The sequence below is a fragment of the Desulfosporosinus fructosivorans genome, assembly GCF_004766045.1.
Classification (GTDB): Bacteria; Bacillota; Desulfitobacteriia; order Desulfitobacteriales; family Desulfitobacteriaceae; genus Desulfosporosinus; species Desulfosporosinus fructosivorans.
Map to the genome: position 1 here is coordinate 183,571 of NZ_SPQQ01000009.1, position 21,869 is coordinate 205,439.

Annotated in this window: 15 protein-coding genes and 1 riboswitch; all 15 genes read right to left on the reverse strand. The window is 45.9% G+C overall.

Going from position 1 to position 21,869, the window contains the following annotated elements; all coding sequences use genetic code 11:
• Window positions 1-95: 95 nt before the first annotated feature.
• The 15 genes from E4K67_RS21925 to E4K67_RS21995 all read right to left on the reverse strand — a co-directional run bounded on the left by E4K67_RS21925 (window position 96) and on the right by E4K67_RS21995 (window position 21,654).
• Entirely contained in the window at window positions 96-1,499 is a 1,404-nt protein-coding gene (locus E4K67_RS21925; RefSeq protein ID WP_135550635.1) for a sodium-dependent transporter, read from the reverse strand.
• A 277-nt stretch (window positions 1,500-1,776) separates the two neighbouring features.
• Window positions 1,777-3,501: an adenine deaminase gene (gene ade, locus E4K67_RS21930; protein WP_135550637.1), complete on the reverse strand. Its 1,725-nt coding sequence runs from the start codon at window positions 3,499-3,501 to the stop codon at window positions 1,777-1,779.
• 629 nt (window positions 3,502-4,130) lie between these two features.
• On the reverse strand, window positions 4,131-5,459 hold the full coding sequence (locus E4K67_RS21935; RefSeq protein ID WP_135550639.1) for a 5'-deoxyadenosine deaminase: 1,329 nt from the start codon (window positions 5,457-5,459) through the stop codon (window positions 4,131-4,133).
• A gap of 165 nt (window positions 5,460-5,624) precedes the next feature.
• A complete protein-coding gene (locus E4K67_RS21940; protein ID WP_135550640.1) occupies window positions 5,625-6,986 on the reverse strand; it encodes an NCS2 family permease in 1,362 nt (453 codons plus the stop codon).
• Between the two features lie 95 nt (window positions 6,987-7,081).
• The gene (locus E4K67_RS21945) at window positions 7,082-9,460 is read right to left on the reverse strand and encodes a xanthine dehydrogenase family protein molybdopterin-binding subunit (RefSeq protein ID WP_135550642.1); all 2,379 of its coding nucleotides are present in this window, start codon (window positions 9,458-9,460) and stop codon (window positions 7,082-7,084) included.
• Window positions 9,457-9,924: a (2Fe-2S)-binding protein gene (locus E4K67_RS21950; RefSeq protein ID WP_135550644.1), complete on the reverse strand. Its 468-nt coding sequence runs from the start codon at window positions 9,922-9,924 to the stop codon at window positions 9,457-9,459. Before E4K67_RS21950 ends, E4K67_RS21945 begins: the two co-directional genes overlap by 4 nt.
• Window positions 9,921-10,763: an FAD binding domain-containing protein gene (locus tag E4K67_RS21955; RefSeq protein ID WP_135550646.1), complete on the reverse strand. Its 843-nt coding sequence runs from the start codon at window positions 10,761-10,763 to the stop codon at window positions 9,921-9,923. Before E4K67_RS21955 ends, E4K67_RS21950 begins: the two co-directional genes overlap by 4 nt.
• Before the next feature lie 55 nt (window positions 10,764-10,818).
• Window positions 10,819-10,918, reverse strand: a riboswitch (purine riboswitch).
• A gap of 247 nt (window positions 10,919-11,165) precedes the next feature.
• A complete protein-coding gene (yqeB, locus tag E4K67_RS21960; protein ID WP_135550648.1) occupies window positions 11,166-12,017 on the reverse strand; it encodes a selenium-dependent molybdenum cofactor biosynthesis protein YqeB in 852 nt (283 codons plus the stop codon).
• A gap of 60 nt (window positions 12,018-12,077) precedes the next feature.
• Window positions 12,078-12,719, reverse strand: coding sequence for a nucleotidyltransferase family protein (locus E4K67_RS21965; protein ID WP_135550650.1), 642 nt, complete (start codon window positions 12,717-12,719; stop codon window positions 12,078-12,080).
• On the reverse strand, window positions 12,701-13,609 hold the full coding sequence (locus E4K67_RS21970) for a putative selenium-dependent hydroxylase accessory protein YqeC (protein WP_135550702.1): 909 nt from the start codon (window positions 13,607-13,609) through the stop codon (window positions 12,701-12,703). The genes E4K67_RS21965 and E4K67_RS21970 overlap by 19 nt, the downstream gene beginning before the upstream one ends.
• Before the next feature lie 186 nt (window positions 13,610-13,795).
• Window positions 13,796-16,348: a selenium-dependent xanthine dehydrogenase gene (gene xdh, locus E4K67_RS21975; protein ID WP_135550652.1), complete on the reverse strand. Its 2,553-nt coding sequence runs from the start codon at window positions 16,346-16,348 to the stop codon at window positions 13,796-13,798.
• Entirely contained in the window at window positions 16,341-17,744 is a 1,404-nt protein-coding gene (hydA, locus tag E4K67_RS21980; protein WP_135550654.1) for a dihydropyrimidinase, read from the reverse strand. The genes xdh and hydA overlap by 8 nt, the downstream gene beginning before the upstream one ends.
• A gap of 141 nt (window positions 17,745-17,885) precedes the next feature.
• On the reverse strand, window positions 17,886-18,821 hold the full coding sequence (gene arcC, locus E4K67_RS21985) for a carbamate kinase (RefSeq protein ID WP_135550656.1): 936 nt from the start codon (window positions 18,819-18,821) through the stop codon (window positions 17,886-17,888).
• 28 nt (window positions 18,822-18,849) lie between these two features.
• Window positions 18,850-20,043 carry a knotted carbamoyltransferase YgeW gene (ygeW, locus tag E4K67_RS21990; protein WP_135550658.1) on the reverse strand — a complete coding sequence of 398 codons (1,194 nt, stop codon included), beginning with the start codon at window positions 20,041-20,043 and terminating at the stop codon, window positions 18,850-18,852.
• A 360-nt stretch (window positions 20,044-20,403) separates the two neighbouring features.
• Window positions 20,404-21,654, reverse strand: coding sequence for a YgeY family selenium metabolism-linked hydrolase (locus E4K67_RS21995; RefSeq protein WP_135550660.1), 1,251 nt, complete (start codon window positions 21,652-21,654; stop codon window positions 20,404-20,406).
• Window positions 21,655-21,869: the final 215 nt, after the last annotated feature.

Genomic DNA, 21,869 nt, shown 5'->3' on the forward strand with positions numbered 1-21,869 from the left:
ATTAAACAGCATAAATGATTTAGTTCGTCAAAATTCACTGAAATCCTTCTGAAATGAAAATATTCATTTAAATTTTCCCTTAGGTCCTATTCTAATTAAATGCTAATATCTTTGAAGAAAGAAATTATTGGATTAATTAAATTTAACCCCGCCAAAAGCACTATAACAATTGCGATCGGTACAATAAATTTCACCAAGAACATGTAAATGCGTACTAATCCATCATTCTTTAACCGTCCTTCATTGGACATTTCACGTTTAACTTTAGCATATCCCCACTGCCAGCCCACGAAGAGTGCTACAAAGATGCCACCGACGGGCAGCAATATATTGGATGTGGTAAAATCAAAGAGATCAAAAAATGTCTTGCCAAACACTATAACATTGGCAAAAACACTATTCGAAAGTGTAGCTGTTGACCCGAGTAAACCAATTGCTAAAATTGTTAGCAAAGTCGCTTTCCGTCTCGTCCATCGGTACTGCTCTGTCAAGTAGGCAATTGGGACTTCCAGCAAAGATAACATCGCTCCAGTTGCCGCTACTGCGGTAAGCATAAAGAATAAGACCATAAAAACTCTGCCAAAGGGCATAGAATTAAAGACGGCCGGAATGATTACGAACAGCAACTTTGCACCTTGATTTGGTTCAAAACCAAGAGCAAATACCGCTGGAAAAATGGCAATACCCGCCATTAAAGAAACTAAAGTATCCGCGAGGGCGACTTTAATCGCCATCTTAGGTAAGTTCTCATTTTTATCAACATAACTTCCATAGGTAATCATTGCGCCCATACCTACACTAAGCTTAAAAAAAGCCAACCCTAGCGCCGCTAAAACTACGCTGAACGTTATTTTTGAGAAATCAGGTTTAAATAAAAATGCAAGCCCCTCTCCTGCACCAGGAAGCGTCAAGGACCGAATATCGATAACCAAGAGAAGTATAAAGAGCAGAGGCATCAGTAGCTTCGTAACCCGTTCGATACCTTTTGTCACACCTGCCATAATAATGGTCCCGATTACGAGCAAGACAAGCCATTGCCAAAACAAAGGTTCACCTACCCCTGAGATGAGTGAGTTAAAAACACCGAAAGTATCTTCTGGCTTTGCCGAAATAAGCGCACCACCTGCTGCTTTGAAAATATAGGCATAAATCCAACCTGCTACAGTTGTATAAAAGGCCATAATCAGGAATGCGCTTAATACCCCTGCTCCACCCACCAAAAGCCAGGGACGTCGGGGTTGCAAAGCTTTAAAAGCACCCACAGCATTCGCTTTTGTATGCCGACCAATCAGATGTTCTGATAACATCACGGGTAAGCCCACAAGCGCGACGCAAAGTAGATAAACCAATATGAAGGCTGCACCTCCATTAGCACCTGTGACATAAGGGAACTTCCAAATGTTACCCAGCCCAACTGCTGAACCAAGTACAGCAGCAATAACCCCGATACTGCTCGAAAAACCTTCTCGTTTAGTGTGGATCTCTTTCTTCAAAACAATTGCCCCTTCATAACTACTATTTATTATTAATCTTATTTGACAAGATATAAGTTATTGACGGTTAATGTATTTGACCTTTTTTATAGTCCCCTTTAAAATGAAAAACAATCATCTTAAGTCAGAAATTCTGACTTAAGATGACATCATATCTATTCCTGCACCGCAATCGCCATGCGAACATAGAACATTCATTTGCGCACTCAAATATCTATAGAGTTGCGATTCATCTCAAGTCAGAAATCCATTATAACGGTTAGAAACTTTTGTGTCTAGCGTTTTATAGAACGGTCTTAACCATCTCAAAATTCTCCACGTCGACCAAACCCAAATCGGTCAGCTTTAATTTTGGAATTACAGGTAGCGAAAGAAAGGCTAGGGTCATAAACGGATCGACCATTTCACTAATTCCAAGAATTAGTGCCTTCTCATGTAACTCACCAAGGGTTTTCGCTACCAACTCAGCTTCTTGATTCGACATGAGACCTGCAATCTCTAATGGAAGTTTGCCGATTACCCGCTCTCCATCCACTAGACAGATTCCACCGCCCATCTCTACACAGGTCAAAATGGCAAGATTCATTTCCTCGTCGTTCATCCCTACGACCACTAAGTTGTGCGAATCATGGGCAACCGTCGAGGCAATAGCCCCTTTTTTCAAACCAAGTCCTTCAACAAATCCAACACCCACATTCCCTGTCTCGTGATGCCGCTCAATCACCGCTAGTTTGGCGACTCCCTGAGCCGGGTCTGTTTGCACCAGTCCATCAATGACCGGGAGTGTCCGGACTAAGGCTGAGGTGACCAGTGAATGTTCCTGAACTCCAATAACTTGAACCCGGGTAGTCAAATCCTGCAGGTTATTAGCAAAGACTCTTAGTTTAGTCTGAGACCAACTCCCAATATGTACACTCTCAGTGAGCTCCTCGGTAGGAATATGTTGAAACCGTGGCCGATCTCCTTTTTTGCTTTGTCTGACCCCTCGCCAGTATACTTCCTCAATATCAAACTGGTCAAGGTCCTTTAATACTATAAAATCTGCTTGGTACCCCGGGGCCACTGCACCCAAACGGGGGAGTCCAATCGCCCGCGCCGCATTAATCGTTGCCATTTGAATCACTTGTATGGGATCCATGCCTGTCCCAATTGCCAGGCGAACAAGGTGATCAATGCTGCCATCCTGGAGAAGGTCGATTGTATGACGATCATCCGTCACTAACAAACATTGAAACGAATTCCTTGAAGTAACCGCAGGCAGAAGATCTAAGAGATTTTTAGCAGCACTCCCTTCTCGGAGCATCACATGAAAACCTCGTCGTAGACGTTCTCTGGCCTCTTCTACCGTGGAACACTCATGTTCAGTATGAATTCCCGCTAGATAATAAGCATTCAGATCCTGCGGAGAAATCCCAGGCGCGTGACCATCAATGAATCTCACAGGAAGTTCTAACTTTTCTACCATTTCTGGCTTAGCGTGTATTACCCCCTGGAAATCCATAACTTCCCCTAACCCGATTACCTTGGGATGAGCGATAAATTCAGATAAGTCTTTAGCCCCTAAGCGAGCCCCAGAAGTCTCTAAATCTGTTGCCGGAACACAGGAAGGCAGGGCAACAAACGTGTTAAAAGGTAAATTATCCACGCTATCGAGAATATATCGAATGCCCTTACTTCCAAAGACATTCGCAATTTCATGCGGATCAACAACAGCCGTCGTAACGCCATGAGAAAGAAGGAGCGAACAAAACTCTTCGGGACAAAGATGCGAGCTTTCAATATGTACATGTCCGTCAATTAGCCCGGGAACAACATAGCTTCCACACAGGTCCAAAACCCTTTCCGCTAGCTTGAACGTTCCAATACCGACGAAGTTTCCTTGATGAATTCCGATGTCCGTCACATGAATTTCTCCCGAGAGAACATTTACTAACCTAGCGTTTCTCAGAACCAAGTCAATTTTTGCAAGCCCCCGGGCCTCATCCATCCTCTGCTTAAAACTTGACATACTACTCACTCCTCTCCGATACAAGTCCAAGAACCGTCCCTAAATCTTGCACAAATGCAAGCACAGGGACGGTTCTTCGACTTGCATGTTTCTCTTGACGGTGTACATGAAATCTGCTTTCTCTCAAAACCGGGATCACCAAACTAGCAAACAAAGCACAAGAACCGTCCCTATGCTTCTGAAGGTAACCCTAAAGCAAGACGGTGCACATGAAATGTGCCGTCTGTCTCCCAAAACATTACCTAACACACATACTCAGCTATCTCCAAAGCAGCACTAAACGTCTCTTCGTTCCCAGCCCGGGACTTGTGTGACACGAGCGCGAGGTCTTTACGTAGCCATAAGCTAACTCCGTGAAAGCGACTCCAGACCGGGGCAGTACCCAAGGGCGGGCACCGCCGATAATTGCGCCACGGACGGCACATTTGTCACGATAGTCTCCTGTGGAGAGTATCGCCGAAGCCGTGATCCCGAAAGGATACTTACCGGCGTAGGATAGATTATCGCCGTAGGCGTGTTCTTTAAAATGATACTATCGCCGAAGGATGTACCCCGCGCCCTAGAGAAAAGAGCTTGAACGGCAAGTTTGCTCTGCGTCGTAAGGGCCAAGGACTGTTTCACACAAGTCCCTACACACCAGTCCTAGCCATGACCCGATTCAAACTCTTCGTCGCGCTTACCTTAAGCCTTGGAACATCAATTGTCAGAAGTTGCCGGTCCTTCATCACGATTTGTCCATCTACCATAGTAAGGCGTACATCGGACGCGGTCGCTTGATAAACCAACTGCGAATAAACATCTACATGCTCGTTGGGCCAAGTATGAAGACCCTGCAGACTAATGACTGCTAAATCCGCTTTTTTTCCAACTTCTAAGCTCCCCAGATCATGTTCATGCCCAATGGCCCGAGCACCACCGAGTGTGGCTAATTCAAAAACGCTTTGTGCTGGCATGACCGTAGGACCATGTAAGGGCTTTTGCATCAAGGCCGCGTGACGCATTTCCCTAAATGCGTCCAAATTATTATTGCAAGGTGCCCCATCTGCACCCAGGGAAACCTCTGCTCCACGTCTCATCATTTCAGGAATGGGCGCAATCCCCGAGGCAAGTTTAAGGTTCGAGGAAGGACAATGGGAAATTCGCGTCTTAGTCTGAATCAAGATATCCTTTTCTGCCTCATCCAACCAAATGCAGTGAGCAAGGATAAGTTTCGGGCCTGTTAAGCCTACCTTATCCAGGTAGATAATATTGCGCATTCCGCGCGTACTCTCCACGATCTCAATTTCTCCACGGTTTTCAGAAGCGTGAGTATGAACAAAGGCATTTTTCTCTTGAGCAACCCGTGAAACTTCCCGTAATAATGAATCGGTGCAGGAAATAACGAAACGAGGCGTGAAAGCCACTTCGAGTCGTCCATTTCCTTTACCGTGATATTTCTCATATAAGTCGACGCTTTCTTGAATGGAGGCGTCTGTATTCTCCCTCAATGAGCTTGGAATATCTTTGTTACAATCATCCATCATGACCTTCCCTGACAAGGCTCTCAAACCACTCAAAAGGATCGCTTCAAACGCGTGCTCCGTGTGATGTACTGTTTCCATATCGACAATCGTCGTTGTTCCTCCAAGGAACAATTCTCCGATTCCAAGTAAAGCAGAATCATGGAGGGATTCAGGGTCATGCCCGCCTTCCAGCGGCCAAACCTTTAATTTAAGCCAATCCAAGAGTTCTAAATCATCCGCTTGTCCCCGAAACAAGGTCTGGCAAAGATGGATATGGGTTTGAATCAAGCCAGGAATCAGCAAATCCCCGTGGAGATCAATCACTTGATCGGCAGGTTGGTCAATGGCTCCCCCGAGCGCGACAATTTGTGATCCATCGACTAGCAGATCACCCTGAATAATCTCCCGCTCTTCATTCATAGTTACAATTTTAGCATTCTTAAAAAGAATACGCATTCCTAATCCCACCCTTTCCCAACTTGCAAAAGGCTCCCTCTGTCCACCGATGACTTATAACCCTGTGCACGCGCAATGCAAGGCATTCGATGTGTGATTTTCGGACCTCGAACATCACACATCGAACTCCGCTGAGTGCACATCTCTCTAGGTATATCTAAACTGCTAGGCGCCAAGAATAAAGTGAACGATAAAAAGTATCGTCAAGATATAGGTTACTGGATTGTTTTCTTTGTGCTTTCCAGTAATCAATTTAATAATGGTAAATGACATAAACCCAAAAGCTAGCCCTTGAGCAATAGAATACGTCAAAGGCATCATCACAATGGTCATAAAGGCTGGAAAAGCATCTGTGAAATCCTCAAAATTAATCTGAGTGACTTCACTCATCATTAAGACACCGACCAGAATAAGAACAGGTGCCGTCGCAGTTCCTGGAATCAAGCCAACAAGTGGTGCAAAAATTAGGGAAACTACAAAAAGCACTGCAACACTGACAGCCGTCAAACCGCTTTTCCCGCCTTCAGATACACCGGCAGCGCTTTCAATGTAGGATGTAACTGTGGGCGTTCCCATGGTTGCTCCAAACATTGTCCCTACTGAGTCAGCCATTAAGGCTTTACCAGCACGAGGTAAATTTCCATTTTCATCTAGTAACCCTGCTTTACGTGAGACACCGAGCAAGGTTCCTATATTATCGAATAAATCCACAAAGGTAAAAGCAAAAAGGATAGAAATTAAGCCATAACTTAAAGCGCCCCATATGTCGAGTTGAAAGGCAACTGGAGCGATTGCAGCAAACGGATTGGAAAACGAAACAAAGCTAGACAGTCCAGTAGGCATTGGGGAATAACCCATCAGCATACTGAAAAGTGTCGTAATTAGAATCCCGATTAGTAAGCCACCTTTAATCTTTCTCGCCATGAAAAAACCGGTCACAATTAAACCAAAGACAGTAACAAGGGCACTCGCCGACTTCATGTCTCCCAATTTAACTAAGGTGGCGTTGTCATTAACTACAAGTCCTCCGTTTTGAAGTCCAATGAAGGCTATAAATAAGCCAATCCCAACACCAATTGAGATTCGTAGTACGGTAGGAACGCCGTCCATAATCCATTCCCGAACTTTCGTGACGGTCATGAGGAAAAATACAAATCCTGAAATAAAGACCGCTCCCAGGGCTGTTTGCCAAGAAAGACCCATTCCGAGGACGACAGAGTATGTGAAAAAGGCATTAAGCCCCATTCCAGGCGCCAAGGCGATCGGATAGTTGGCATACAAACCCATGATCAATGTGCCTATAGCCGCGGCAATAGCCGTCGCTGCAAACGTCGCGTTTACTGGCATCCCCGCGTCCGCTAAAATATTAGGATTAACAAATAGGATATAGGCCATGGTGACAAACGTGGTTACTCCAGCTAGAATTTCTGTTCTTACATTGGTACCCAGCTCAGTTAAGTGAAAAAAACTATCTAAAAAGCCTTTTGGTTCTTCAGGTGGATTCTTCTTATTTGTAACGGTTGACATGAACAGCCCTCCATTTAAAATAGATTTTCCCTCATGAGTTTACTTGATAGTTTAAGCTAAACTTACCACTTCTATTACACTTTAATAAGACATAATTATATCCCTACCTTATCCCCTGCCCCTCCTTTCTTTAAAAAAAGCTCTAATGCGCTGAGAATTTTCTCTGGCGTAGCCGGTAACGACGTGATCCTTACCCCCACGGCATCGTTGATGGCATTAATGACAGCCGCAATAGTTGGAAGCATTGCAGGTTCTCCAAGTCCCTTAGCGCCAAAAGGACCTGTGCACTCTGGGTCTTCCACGAAGAAGGCTTCTATTTTAGGCACATCTAAGGCCGTGGGAATCAAATAACTGGAAAATGCGGGATTTTTAATTTTTCCCTCGTGCAATTCAAGTTCCTCAAACAGAGCATACCCAATTCCTTGGGCCACTCCACCGGCAATTTGCCCTTCCACTTGCGTGGGGTTTAAGGCTTTTCCAACATCATGAACCGCCACCACTTTGAGAACACGAACCAGTCCTGTTTCAGTATCAACTTCAACCTCGGCCATCTGACAGCCGAAAGCATAGGGCCAGTAAGGAGCTCCCTGACCAGTTTCCGGATCAACAGGCGTCGAACGCGCCGTCGAACTCTCTGCACTGATAAACCGCTCCCCATGCAAACGCGCTTGAAAGACCATCTCAGCTAGGGGCATGCTGCGTGTTGGGTCACCCTTCACCCCGATATAACCCTCTTTTAGTTCGATCCCCTCCGCTGTTGGACAGGAAAACTTGTGAGCTGCGTAATCCAGTAAACGAACCTTTGCTTGACGAACTGCCTTCAGAACGGCATTCCCAGTATTGTAGGTTTGCCGAGTTGCTGCGGTCGTCCCCGAATCGGGTGTGGAGTCCGTGTCGCCTGAATAGACACAGATATCCTCAGACTGGAGTCCCAGTTCTTCTGCTACGATTTGGGCATAGATTGAGTTACTCCCCTGACCAACATCGACGGCCCCAGTAAGGACTGTTGCGGAACCGTCATCATGAATTTCCACGAAGGCACTCGATACATCCGGAAATCCATTACCGTAACCAGTTCCGTACCATGCACACCCTAAACCTAGTCCTCGCTTTTTCATTCTATTGCTAAAATTCCCACTTTTAACAGTGGAAGTTCCCTGCTCTGCTTCGTGGGGAGTAGACTCCCCAATATCTAGTTTTAGTTGAAGGAGTTGACTGTCATCTCCCTTCTGGAGATAAGGTGCAATTTTCGTTAAGCACTGGTCGAGTGGGATACTGCCAGTCAACACTTGCCCGGTCGCAGTTGTACTCCCCACTTTAAACATATTTCGCACCCGGATTTCCAGCGGGGAAATCCCCAAGGCTTCAGCCAAGAGGTCCATTTGACTCTCATAAGCCAGCACGGTCTGAGCCGCTCCGAAACCACGCATGGCCCCTGAAAATGGATTGTTAGTAAACACAGCATAACTATCAATAAAAACATTCGGGATTTCATAGGGCCCAGTGGCATGAACAGCGGATTTGCGTAGAACATTGATACTCCATGATGCATAGGCGCCTGCATCTCCAATAATTTTCGCTTCCATGGCCACTAGTTTGCCGTCCTTCGTCGCGCCAGTTTTATAATGCATTTTCATCGGATGACGTTTGGAATGAGAATAAAAGGATTCTTCCCGAGTGTTTTCCATTTTTATGGGTCGCAAGGTCGTCCAAGCCATTAAGGCAGCTAAAATCTGCAGTGAAATGTCCTCGCGCCCTCCGAATGCTCCACCCACAGCCATAGTTTTAACCTGAACCTGGCTAAAGCGGAGACCTAAAGCGTGGGCGATTTCGCCCCGATCATAATGAGCGTATTGGGTCGCGGTCTGCACAACCATGTGCCCGCGTTCATCCACATGGGCCAGCACAGCCTCTGGTTGCAAGAACGCATGATCGACATGCTGAGTACTATATTCTTGCTCAACCACCACATCCGCCTTGGCCCAGCCTTCCTCCATGCTTCCGCGACGGATCGGCATATGGTAGAGGACATTGGTCGGACGCAGCTCTGGATGAAGAGGGAGTACTTCCGTGGTCATAGCTTCCTCTGGGTCAAACACCGCGGGCAACACCTCGTAATCCACTTCAACTAGTTTTGCTGCAGCGCGAGCAATTTCTAACGTTTCCGCCCCAACCACTGCTACTGGGTCGCCGACCATTCGAATATACTCTGCCAGGACTGGTTGGTCTCGGAAAAGGACTCCATGTGAGTTATTGGGGACGTCTTTTGCGGTCAGGACCGTCACCACACCGGCAAGTGCCATCGCCTGCTCACTAAATATATTCTTAACTCGGGCATGAGGATGTGGACTACGAATTACAACTCCGTAAAGTTGGTCCGGTAAATTCACATCGGCTGGGAATTTGGTCTGACCGAAAACTTTCCCCCAAGCGTCTTCTCTTACAACCCTAGACCCTACCACTCCAGTGTTCATACTTCCCCCTCCTCAGCGACGCGCTTTACGGCACGAAGGATTTTATCATAGCCCGTACACCGGCAAAGATTCCCAGACATGGCGATACCAATTTCTTGATCACTGGGGTGCGCGATCTTGTCCAGTAGATTTTTCGCTGACAACACCATGCCTGGAGTACAAAAACCACATTGCACTGCCCCTACCTCCACAAAAGCCTTTTGAACGGGATGGGGTGAGCGCCGATTTCCTACCCCTTCGATAGTTGTAATGTCACACCCGTCTGCCTGTGCAGCAAGAATAAGACAGGAGTTGACCGTTTTCCCATCAATGATCACGGTGCACGCCCCGCATTCCCCTTCACCACAACCCTCTTTGGTTCCCATGAGCCCAATACGGGTGCGCAAGACATCTATTAAACGTTCTCTTGGGTCGATGTTTAAGGTATAGGTTTTTTTATTTATCACAAGTTTAATATCTATCATGCCTTTGACCCTCCTGCCGGAATGAAAGAAGCCATAGCCTCCCGGAAAACTCCAGACACAGCCACTCGCTTGTATGGTGCAGAGGCTCGTTCTCCAAGAGCAACTCGCACAACTTGTTGAATTTCTTCGACCCCTTTTTCGATCCAAGCCTCATTTAAATCTTGATCCCTCAATGCCAAACCAAGAGATTCACTCAAGAAAGCACGTCTGCCCACCGCACCTAGTGCAACTCTAACCTGCCCTACCTGCGTACCCTCCACTTCCATAGCAACTGCAACACTGAGGCGAGCAATTGCCAAGGCCTGTCGTCGACCCAGTTTAGCAAATCCACTTTGCAAGCCCTTCCGGGGTATACGAAATCCTCGAATGAGCGTATCCTGGGGCATGAGCGGAGTTCGACTGAGTAAACTGACTAGCGGAATAATCTCCTCGCCCTTACTCGAAATTAAGTGCACGTCTGCTCCCAAGGCCAGTAAAGGTGGTAATCCGTCAGCAGCAGGAGAGCAATTACCCAAGTTGCCACCCAACGTCGCCTTGTTTCTGATTTGTGGGGAGCCCATAGTTTGACAAGCTTGCCACAGGGCCATAGCATATTGAGCAACGAGATTATTTTGTCCAATTTCGGCAAATGAAGCCATACTTCCGATCTCTAAATAGCTGTCTGTAACCTTAACTTCACGAAGTTCTGCAATCTTCCCCAGATCGATGAGGGCCTTGGGCCGGACTTTACCCGTCTGCATGTGCAACACCAGATCCGTTCCTCCAGCCAAGAAAGTCGTCTCTGATGTCTGGGCTAAATTCACGGCATCACTCAAGCTACGCGGTTGAAAATACTTCATTTTTTCACCCCTTTTATATTTGAGCACACAAAAAAACAACCCTATTACAAAACTCTATAAACCATCCCTGGCTCATAGAGAAGCAATTACGGTTGCCTCGTAGAAACCCTTGATCCCATTATCAAGGATATATGAGTTTATAATCATTATTCAAATTTTTCTAATATCAATCCTACACTGTACATATTCGCGTTCGATTTCAATTTTCCTACCTGGGTACAAAATATTTATTATTTTTTTTACAATGCTTAGTAAAATTGTTTGATATGATAAATATAAGTGTATAGTGTAAAGTCCTACAACTTGGAGAGTTAGGCATGATATTAGCTAAATTTCAGGTATTCTTAATGAAGACTAATCTTGGTTAGATTAAGTAAATAATTTACAAAAATTAATTAGAAGTTATGATTGATCTTTGGCACACAGAGGTCGAAGAATCCCGCCTTGTAGAATACCTAGCAAAACAGCGCCACCAAGCGCCCGAGCCTTCTCTGTAATCGTCCAACAGTATTCCTCATGTCCGCGCGGATCAACATCCCCTATTTTAACATGTTCAGCGACTGGAGTAGCTGTTCGCAATAAACCTCTTAGAACACCACTGCATGACGCATAGACTTCTTCAGGTCGACCCACATCATCGATCTCACCCAAACAATCTCCTACCGAAACCTGTTCTCCGATGGCACGTTTTGCTCTAAACGTTCCTGCCTTGGGTGAATAAATAACACGTTCACTTGATACACCCGCCACTTCTCCCGGAATACCCGTATTCGGCTGGGCTGCCCCTTCATAGATCAACCTTCCTAAATGGTGCCCACGGTTTGTTTCCACTACGACATCGACATCTTCTCCTGCCGTGAAACCGGGCCCCAAACCAAAGGTCAGAGGAGCCATGTTTCGTTTTGTCCCCAAGTTGCGTTTGGCCAGGATGGCGTCCACCAAAATCAATGGATTCAGCAATGACAAGCCCTCCAACTCAGGATCGACTAAAACTGGTATTTCACCCGCCAACCAAGCTACTTCGCATCCTTTGAAATCATCGAGACGACTTGACGTAACCCCTTCAACTTCCCATTGTCCTTCCGATACGGCCGTACCAAAACAAACCGGCCAACGAACCATGAGAGGCTCAGCCACCTCGGTCATCACCACTCGAAACCCCGCTTTTGCTAGCACCCAGCCTACCCCAGAAGCTTGTTCTCCAGCTCCACGAACTAAAACTACCGGCCCATTCATGACGAGTTTGTTTGTCATTCCCTCGATTCTCCCTTATGTATGTATATTATTATATTTTTTAATCGTTCATCACACTGATTACTTGCTTATTTGACCCCGCAGTGCATTGTATTGCTCCGGCGTATCCACATCAAGAAATAGACTTTCTTCTACGGGATATTTTTCCCATAGTTCAGGATAACGGTATAAGACTTCTCTACCGCCCTTTTCGCCTTGGAGTGCCAATAATTCTGGAACATATCGCTTATGAAAAAAAACCGGTGATCCGGCTTTATCCCCTGAAAACGGTACCAGAAAGTCTGGGGAAACTAGCAGTATCTGCTGCAGGCAGTCTGCAAGCCTCGGCGCCGTAATTCCCACCTGGTCTCCAGGCAGAAATCCAATCCAGTGGACCTTACTGTTTATGTCTTGTAAACCAGAGCGAATCGTCTCTGCAAGTGGCTTGGGACTTGGCACTTGAATCCAGACCCCACCGCAAGCATGAAACCTCCGAATACAGTCTGTCGTTAGATAGATCTCCATAGGATGTCTTGCCACAACATAAACCTCAGTGACCCCTGAGTGAGAGGATTCAACGAAACGTTGCTCTTGAAGTATGAGTGCCTCTAGGACAGTCTGCAGAACATAACCAAGCACTGTCGTATCCTTCCAAGGCAGCACGAGTTTATCTTTCCCCATACGGGTCGCAAGACCTGCGGCCATTACCACAAATCGAACCACTGTAGTTCCCCCTCCTTGGCATCTCCTGCAGCTATTCGCAAATGGTTTGGTAGATCTTTCAAGTCTTTGCTTTCCCGTTGGATTCCCCCCCACCTTTGGTTTAGGTCAAGCAAAGCCCCCAATGCGTTTCCTGCATTTTCTCCGTGACAATTCAAGAGAATAACCCAAGACATTTGCCCATATTGTGGAGCAAAAACTGGGGATCTTAAGAAATAATTCCACGCCATCTCTGCGTTCCAAACGTGTCCAAGCAAATCCGGACAACGATCCGTTCTGTGAACATGTTCCTCCTGCAGGACGTTCCCCCACAAACCACCATCCAGCACTAGCACAATACAATCCGATTGTTGTGGAATTTGTGGTTCATGTGGTTCCCAGCATTTTAACTTGAGCCTCCTAGCTCCATCCCCTTCAATCACCCAATACCTATCATGCAAGTTAGGGACGGTTCTGGCGCTTGCGCTCCCGTGTACGGGCAATTCGTTAATTGTCCCTACGCCTAAACCCTCGTGCACAGGCAATTCACGAATTGTCCCTATGTCGAGGTTTGTTCTTGAACTTGCAATGGCAGCATCGACTGTTTGAACTGGAGGCCCCATCCATTTCCCGCTTTTATCTTCAACTTTGAGATACCAAAAACAAGCACCATCTTGTTCAAAAGGTGGTGGGGCGATATTTTCCCAACCCTTCATTGATTCTTCGGGAAAGACTTTCGTTGTAGTCGTGGCAATAACCCGCTGCCCAGCGGCGTTAATCTCTTCAGTGAGCGTGCGAAGACAGGTCGTCTTCCCTCCGGCACCAATGAATGTGACAACTTGCACGCGCCCTGTCATACACCACAAACTGCCACTCGCCCAGCTGTTCGGTAACTCTGTATCTGCACTGGCCATTTTTTCTCCTGCTGAGGGGGGCAATTTATGAATTGCCCCCTACCTATACTAATTTTTTTCCCAATCGAGACAATGACGAATCGCTCTACCTATAAAATTCCCGTAGGGATTCACGAATTGTCCAGCTCGCGAAAGCCCATCTCTCGAATTGCCACTAACCAAGAATTACTTATCGCTACAATAATTCTACTTCTTATAGGGTGTTCCCTGCAAGGGGAGGGAGCACCTTAGTTTGCCGTCAAATTTGTAATAAGCTGAGGCAACGGCAGGTGCCGTCGGAATGGACGCGATCTCACCCACTCCTTTGGCCCCGTAGGCTAGTGGAGAAGAATTCTTTTCGATAATAATACACTCGATTTCGGGAACTTCCGTCGAACGGAAGAGGCCAAGCGTTCCAAACTTAGCGGTTGGCACACCTTTTTCGAGAGGGAAATCCTCACGTAAGGCATACCCTAATCCCATGGTGACGCCCCCTTCGATTTGCCCTTCAATAGCCTTCGGGTTGATGGCCTTGCCCACATCATGCGCTGCCACAACCCTTTCAACTTTCCCCTGTTCATCTAGCAAGACAACCTGAGTAGCATAACTATAGGCCACGTGACTGACTGGATTGAGCTTGTCAGAATTCATCGGATCGGTTTCTCCAAAGTACTCACCGTCAAATTCGCTCCCTTCCAATTTCTCCAAAGAGGAATTGTACAAGGCTTGCTGTAATTTGAGAGAGGCTTGACGTACTGCCTCACCCGAAAACATAGTCTGACGCGAAGCGGTTGTCGTTCCGGAATTAGGCGTCAAAGCTGTATCTGGAGCCCCGACTTCGATTAGGTGTATCGGTAAGCCAGTGGCCTCATGAACAATCTGAGTGGCAATAGTGGCAAAGCCTTGTCCGATGCAAGCAGCACTGGTCAGTACCACTGCTTTCCCCTTAAGAACTTTAAGCTTAACCCGACCTGTGTCAGGAAGGCCAACCCCAATTCCCGTATTTTTCATACAACTTGCAATTCCTGCCGCATGAGGGTGGTTTTCATACACTTCACGGACCGCGAGGAGAGTTTCCTTAATGGCTGTCCCCTCATCGGTAATCTGACCAGTGGAATTAACCATCCCTGGTTCCAGTGCATTGAGGTAACGAATTTCCCACGGTGAAATTCCCACCTTTTCCGCCAAGAGATCCAGGTTAGTTTCCGCTGCAAAAGCAGACTGAGGTACACCAAAGCCCCGGAAGGCCCCGGCAGGAGGATTATTCGTATATACGCAAAGACCAGTAATGTCGACATTAGCAATCTGATAAGGTCCACTCGCATGAGTGCATGCTCTCTGCAAAACAGCCGTGCCCAGTGAGGCATAGGCCCCCGTATCTGCTACGATCTTAGCGACCATGGCGGTCAATTTCCCATCTGCATCACACCCAGTCGTGATATCTAATTCCATAGCGTGTCGCTTGGGATGAACTAAGAGACTTTCCTTGCGAGACAACGTGAGTTTCACAGGTTTCTGCGTCTTCATGGCTAGTAAGGCTGCGTGATGCTGGACACTCAAATCCTCTTTACCACCAAATCCACCGCCGACCAGCTTACTGATCACACGCACTTTTTCTGCGGGTAGCCCGAGCATTGCCATAATCCCATGTTGGTCATCATAAACGCTTTGATCAGCGACATAGATCTTGATACCGCCGTCTGCTTGAGGAATACCTAAAGCACTTTCAGGTTCCATAAAAGCATGTTCAGTAGGAGGAGTCGAATAATGATGGGTAACGACATGCGCCGATTTAGCCAATGCTTCCTGAGCATTTCCTCGGTTAATTTTCGTCGTACTTAGTAAATTCCCTTTGGGATGAATCCTGTAAGCTTGTTCCTCAAGAGCCTGGGTCGGACTGATAATCGGTTCTAGCTCTTCATAATCAACTTTAATTAACGCCAAAGCCTCGCGGGCTTGTTTTTTGGTTTGAGCTGCCACTAAAACAAGGGCATCCCCAATATAACGTGTCTCTTGCCCGACAGAAACCAGGGTCGGCCAATCATGAAAAATATGACCGTGATCATGGTCACCTGGAATGTCCTCCGCAGTTAAAACCGCTTCTACGCCAGGATAAACAAGCGCCGCAGATATATCAATAGCTTTAACAATCGCTCGAGGATATTGCGTCCTCAACACCGCTGCGTGAAGCATCTGATCAACATGCATATCATCGACATAATGTCCCGTTCCTAGTACTTTCTCACGAGCATCTACTCGATGGATACTTGTCCCGATCCCAGCTCCAGATTGTGCGTTAGCTTGGAGTTCTCCTCGTAACACTTGGGCCGCCAGCATGATTCCTTTTTCGATCTTCACATACCCAGTGCACCGACAAATGTTCCCACGAATGCTCTGTTTAATTTCTTGGGGCGTAGGGTTCGGCACCTTGTCCAGTAAAGCTTTGGCACTGATGACCATTCCAGGTATGCAAAAACCACATTGAACAGCTCCCGCTTGGGCAAAGGCCCAAACATAGGCTTCTCTTTCTCGCTCAGATAGCCCTTCTAAAGTTAAGAGTTTCTTCCCCGCAACCTTAGAAACGGTCAATAAACAGGCTCGCATCGCCTTGCCGTCCATTAGTAACATGCATGCGCCACAAGATCCTTCTCCACACCCATTTTTCAGAGACGTAATCTGAGCTTCGTCACGCAAAAAATCCAGCAGTTTCATATCCTCTTGTACAGTGTAGACTGTATCGTTGATGTCGATTTTAAACATTTCCCCCAACCTTTCTCTTAAGAAATGGCTTACGAGACAAATATATCCCTGTGGGTCTTGTCGCCTGAAGCTGACCGTCCTTTACAACGTGTTGACCACGGAGAAAAACATGTTTAGCTTGACCCTTCTGATTAAAACCTTCGTAGGGAGTATAATCGACCTGCTGATGGAGAGCTTCAACAGTGATTGTCGAGGAAACCTGGGGATTCCAGACCACAAGGTCTGCGTCACTGCCAGGAGCGATCGTTCCTTTCCGAGGGAACAATCCGAATAATTTTGCTGCATTGGTCGAAGTCTGAGCCACGAATTCGTTGATCGTCAATTTGCCTGTCATAACACCATACGTGTAAAGCAATCCCATGCGGGTTTCCACCCCTGGAGCCCCACTTGGAATCTTACTGAAATCATTTATCCCTAAGTCTTTTTGCCCTTGATAATTAAAGGAACAATGGTCAGTTGCTATGGTGTCTATTGCCCCTGATCCCAATCCTGACCACAATCTCTCCTGATTGTTTACAGAACGCAAAGGCGGTGAGATTACATACTTGGCTCCGTTAAAACCTTCCAAACGATAGTAACTGTCATCGAGCAAGAGGTATTGTGGACAGGTCTCAGCATAGACCTCTAATCCTCGGTCTTTCGCATCTACCACTATTTCAAGTGCACCACTACAAGTGAGATGAACGATATAGACAGGGGCCTCTGCAATCTGAGCAAGTGTAATAACCCGGTTGGTTGCCTCCGCTTCCGCTTCGGGTGGCCTAGTCAACGGGTGATAATATGGAGCAGTTTGCCCGTTAGCACGTGCTTCTTTTACCAAGTAATCGACGACATCCCCGTTTTCACAATGCACACAGACGAGTGCCCCACACTGTCCCGCCTGACGCAAAGCTTTCAATAAGGCACCATCATCGACTTGCAGGATATTTTTATAGGCCATATACAATTTAAAGGAAGATATGCCCTCATTATTAACTAAATCCGTCATTTCTCGGGCCACTTGATCGTTCCAATCAGTAATTGCCATGTGAAAACCAAAGTCTACATAACTCCTGCCGTCCGCTTTAACGTGCCAATTTTCCAAGCCCGTTTTCAGGGTCTCCCCTTTAAACTGTGTGGCATAATCTAAAATAGTTGTAGTCCCACCCAGTACTGCTGCAAGCGAGCCCGATAAGAAATCATCCGAGGTAGAAAACGTTCCCATCGGAAGATCAAAGTGGGTGTGCGGATCAATCCCTCCAGGGAAAATCAAGCAGCCATCCACATTTATCACCTGATCCTCAGGTTGCTTAATCTCGTGACCTATGGCCACAATTTTTTCACCGTCAATGCGGACGTCTGCTTGGTAGTTATCTGCAGCTGTAACAATAGTTCCACCGTTTAACACTATGCCCATGTTAAAATTCCCCCATCATCCAGTCTCTGGCCTCTGGCTTCTGACCTCTGATTTCCGAAAATGGCGCAGAGTGCTTCCCGTCTGGGAACGTCTCTGCGCTCATTCTTTTTCACTTCAGAATCAGTTTTAACATTAGTTTACTCATTTCTTAATAACTGTACCAGTCTTGCCGTTGATTCCGTCTTTTGCTTTTTCAAGAAGCGTAATGAGAGCTGTGCGATTGTCTCCAGAAGATGCAAAATCAACTGCTGCCTGAACCTTTGGCAACATAGATCCAGGTGCAAAATGCCCTTGGTTCATGTATTCTTTTGCTTCGTCTGTTGTAATGCTCTCAAGCCATTTTTCGCCAGGTTTTCCGAAATTAATTGCCACTTTTTCTACGGCAGTCAAGATGATCAGGTAATCAGCATCAATTTCCTGCGCCAAGACACTGCAGGCAAAATCTTTGTCAATGACGGCGCTTACGCCTTTTAGATGGTGCCCTTGTCTGATAACAGGGATGCCTCCACCTCCGCAGGTAATGACGATCTCACCAGAATTCAATAAATTCTTTATGGTTTTAATTTCAATGATCTCTTTAGGAAGCGGGGAAGCTACAACCCTGCGGTAACCTCTTCCCGAATCTTCGATGACTTGAAAGCCTTTTTCCTTCGCAAACTTAAGTTCTTCTTCGTTCATGAAATGGCCAATCGGTTTTGTAGGATTTAGAAACTTAGGATCATCCTCATCCACCCGAACCTGAGTGATAACTGTGGTAATAGATTTTTCTATGCCGCGGTCCAGCAGTTCTTCCTTCAAAGCATTCTGCAAATCATAGCCAATATAGGCTTGGCTCATTGCGACGCAGACTGACAGGGGAGTGAAGGTCGGATGCAATGGATTTGAACGTCCATATACATCCATAGCCTCATTAATCATTCCAACCTGTGGCCCGTTCCCGTGGGAAATCACAACGTCGTATCCTTCTACGATCAGATCTGCAATAGCTTTGGAAGTATTTTTGACTGCGATCATCTGCTCAGGCAGATTGTTACCAAGTGCATTTCCGCCTAAGGCAATTACAACTCTTTTTTTCATTATGCTAGTTCAGTCCTTTTAATTAGTCTTAGTCAAACTTTCTTTGCTTGGCAGCTTTCTCCAAGGTGCTTAAAGTAGCCTGTGGATTTTCAAATTTGCTTAAGAAGATCATAGCAGCAATAACATAAGGCTTGTAGCTTGCTTCCTTGTATAGCGGAATACGATATCGATCAAATACGCTTCCATCGACTTCGCCTTCTTCACAGCTTACACCAGTGATATCCGCAGGCAGACAATGCATATAGGTGGCTTTGCCAGCCTTTGTCAACTTCATCATTTCTTCTGTGCAAGCCCAATCTTTATGCTCTGCGTTCTGGGCCAGTAATTCCTTTTCAAGGGCCTTGATCCCATCCGAATCGCCGTTCCCATATAATTCAGTGCGTTTTTCCATCGCTACAAATGGAGCCCAGCTCTTTGGATAAACGATGTCGGCATCTCTGAATGCTTCTTCCATGCTGTTTGTTTTTGTGAAAGATCCTCCTGATTTTGCAGCATTTGCCTTGGCAACTTCTTCTACGTCTGACATAATCTCATATCCTTCAGGATGTGCAAGGACTACATCCATTCCCATACGAGTCATTAAACCGACAATACCTTGCGGCACAGAAAGCGGCTTTCCGTAGGAAGGCGAGTATGCCCATGACATGGCAATTTTCTTTCCTTTCAGGTTCTCGATACCACCAAATTCATGAATGATATGCAGCATGTCGGCCATTGCCTGAGTAGGGTGATCTATATCGCACTGTAGGTTTACTAGGGTAGGTCTTTGCTCTAAAATTCCATCTTTATTTCCTTGCTGCACAGCCTCGGAAACTTCACGCATGTAAGCATTTCCCTTGCCGATATACATATCATCACGAATACCAATAATATCTGCCATAAAGGAGATCATATTTGCAGTTTCACGAACTGTTTCGCCATGAGCTATTTGGGATTTCCCTTCATCCAAGTCCTGAACCTCTAGTCCAAGAAGATTACATGCCGATGTGAAGCTGAAACGGGTACGGGTAGAGTTGTCACGGAATAAAGAAACCCCAAGTCCGCTTTCAAAAACCTTAGTTGAGATATTGTTTTCTCTCATAAAGCGAAGAGCGTCAGCAATAGTAAATACAGCTTCTAACTCATCATCTGATTTTTCCCAAGTCAGCAAAAAGTCATTGTTGTACATTTCTTTAAAATTCAACTTGTTTAATTTTTCAATGTAATCATTCAGTGTTTTCATAATCAAGCTCCTTATTCTATAATTATTTTTGATAGTTGGCAGTATGCAACAGCTCGTGTGATTCATATACTATGCGCGAACGAGTAATCACACTTCATCCCGTCGTTCCCAGCCCGGCGAGGCGTTATTACAGAGTGTGCATTAAGTGGCGTCGCGTCAAACGGAGGTTAGTAATAAAGCGTTAAGAAACGTCAACGGTTCACTTGCAGAAAGCCTATGGGTTTTGACGTTTTAGCTTTATTGCTAACCGAAGTAGCGACAAAACGTTGCGAACGAGTATTCACGCCGAGCCCTGTTTTAGCTTCAGCGCTAATCGGAGTAGCAACAGAACGAGTGCGAACGTGTAATCACGCCGATCCCCTACTTAATCTCTACTAAGTTTTCCGTGTCCTTCGGCATCTTATCCGCATACTTCTGAACGAAGATACTTGGAATCATTGCATACATGGCAGCGCAATCTACTAATTCCTTTTTCCAGGTGCGTTCATTTGGAGCGTGGGCTTGATCTTCATGACCAGGACCAAAACCGATGCAAGGAATTCCGTAACGGCCCATGATAGAAACACCATTTGTAGAGAAGGTCCACTTGTCAACCACTGGGTCTTTACCGAATAATCCTTTATAAGAATCTTCTAAAGTGGCTGTAACTGGATGCCCTTCTTCAATGAGCCAAGTTGGGAAATAACATTCTGTTGGATAAACTAGGTTGGTATAGGATGGTCTATCATACATGTACATCGAAACTTCTGCTCCGGCAGCTTTGACTGAAGGAAGGTTTTTAATTTGTTGAATAGCATATTCCCATGACTCGCCAGCAGTTAAGCGACGATCAACGGAAATCCAGCAGCTGTCAGCTACTGCACAACGTGAAGGAGAAGTATGGAAAATTTCCGAAACCGTCAAGCTTCCTTTACCGAGGAACGGATGGTCCATGAGGTTCTCATGTAAGCCGCGTAGTTCTTGTAGAATCGGAGCCATTTTGTAAATTGCATTGTCCCCACGTTCAGGAGCTGAACCGTGACAACTAACACCTTTTGTCAAAACCTTAATCTCCATCCGACCACGATGTCCGCGATAAATCTTGCCATCGGTTGGTTCGGTTATGACGACGAATTCCGGTACGATTTTGTCTTCTTTAATAATATACTGCCAGCATAATCCGTCACAATCTTCTTCCTGCACGGAACCAACAACAACTAAAGTGTAATCGCCTTCCAAACCGAGATCTTTAATAATTTTCCCAGCGTAAACCATAGAGGCCATTCCACCGATTTGATCTGAGGCACCTCGCCCAATAATAATTTCATCATCTTCAAACCCTTTATACGGGTCATACTCCCAATTTTCCAGGCTACCTACGCCCACTGTGTCAATATGTGCATCCATCGCAATCAGATGTTTTCCGTGACCGACATAACCGAGAATGTTGCCCTGCGGGTCAATCTCAACTTTATCAAAGCCGACTTTTTCCATCTCTTCCTTGATGCGAAGTACCGTCCCTTTTTCATCACAGCTTTCGCCAGGGATGGCGATAAGGTCCCGTAAAAACTTACTCATTTCCGGCTGATATTTTTTAGCCAGGTCTAGAACTTTTGCAAAATTAGTATCCAAAACAAAATTCCCCTTTCGCTACACATAGTTTTATTGATAATAGGCTGATCAAGTTTTAGTGTGTTCTTTCAGGTATTATTTAATGCAAGAATGATGCCAACTAGTATTTTAAATTTTAGCGCACCCTGTAGTCTCATTTATAGACATTGTCCGTTAATTATATCATCTGTAACCGCTGCCACAATCTCAAATTGAGACACCATTTTTTCCTAAAC

Bases quoted from the DNA above. Each gene is read 5' to 3' on its own strand.
- E4K67_RS21950 (WP_135550644.1), bottom strand. From the start codon at position 9,924: ATGATAGATATTAAACTTGTGATAAATAAAAAAACCTATACCTTAAAC.
- xdh (WP_135550652.1), bottom strand. From the start codon at position 16,348: ATGTTTAAAATCGACATCAACGATACAGTCTACACTGTACAAGAGGAT.
- hydA (WP_135550654.1), bottom strand. From the start codon at position 17,744: ATGGGCATAGTGTTAAACGGTGGAACTATTGTTACAGCTGCAGATAAC.
- yqeB (WP_135550648.1), bottom strand. From the start codon at position 12,017: ATGACAAACAAACTCGTCATGAATGGGCCGGTAGTTTTAGTTCGTGGA.
- E4K67_RS21955 (WP_135550646.1), bottom strand. From the start codon at position 10,763: ATGAAGTATTTTCAACCGCGTAGCTTGAGTGATGCCGTGAATTTAGCC.
- ade (WP_135550637.1), bottom strand. From the start codon at position 3,501: ATGTCAAGTTTTAAGCAGAGGATGGATGAGGCCCGGGGGCTTGCAAAA.
- E4K67_RS21935 (WP_135550639.1), bottom strand. From the start codon at position 5,459: ATGCGTATTCTTTTTAAGAATGCTAAAATTGTAACTATGAATGAAGAG.
- ygeW (WP_135550658.1), bottom strand. From the start codon at position 20,043: ATGAAAACACTGAATGATTACATTGAAAAATTAAACAAGTTGAATTTT.
- E4K67_RS21940 (WP_135550640.1), bottom strand. From the start codon at position 6,986: ATGTCAACCGTTACAAATAAGAAGAATCCACCTGAAGAACCAAAAGGC.
- E4K67_RS21945 (WP_135550642.1), bottom strand. From the start codon at position 9,460: ATGAACACTGGAGTGGTAGGGTCTAGGGTTGTAAGAGAAGACGCTTGG.
- arcC (WP_135550656.1), bottom strand. From the start codon at position 18,821: ATGAAAAAAAGAGTTGTAATTGCCTTAGGCGGAAATGCACTTGGTAAC.
- E4K67_RS21970 (WP_135550702.1), bottom strand. From the start codon at position 13,609: ATGGCCAGTGCAGATACAGAGTTACCGAACAGCTGGGCGAGTGGCAGT.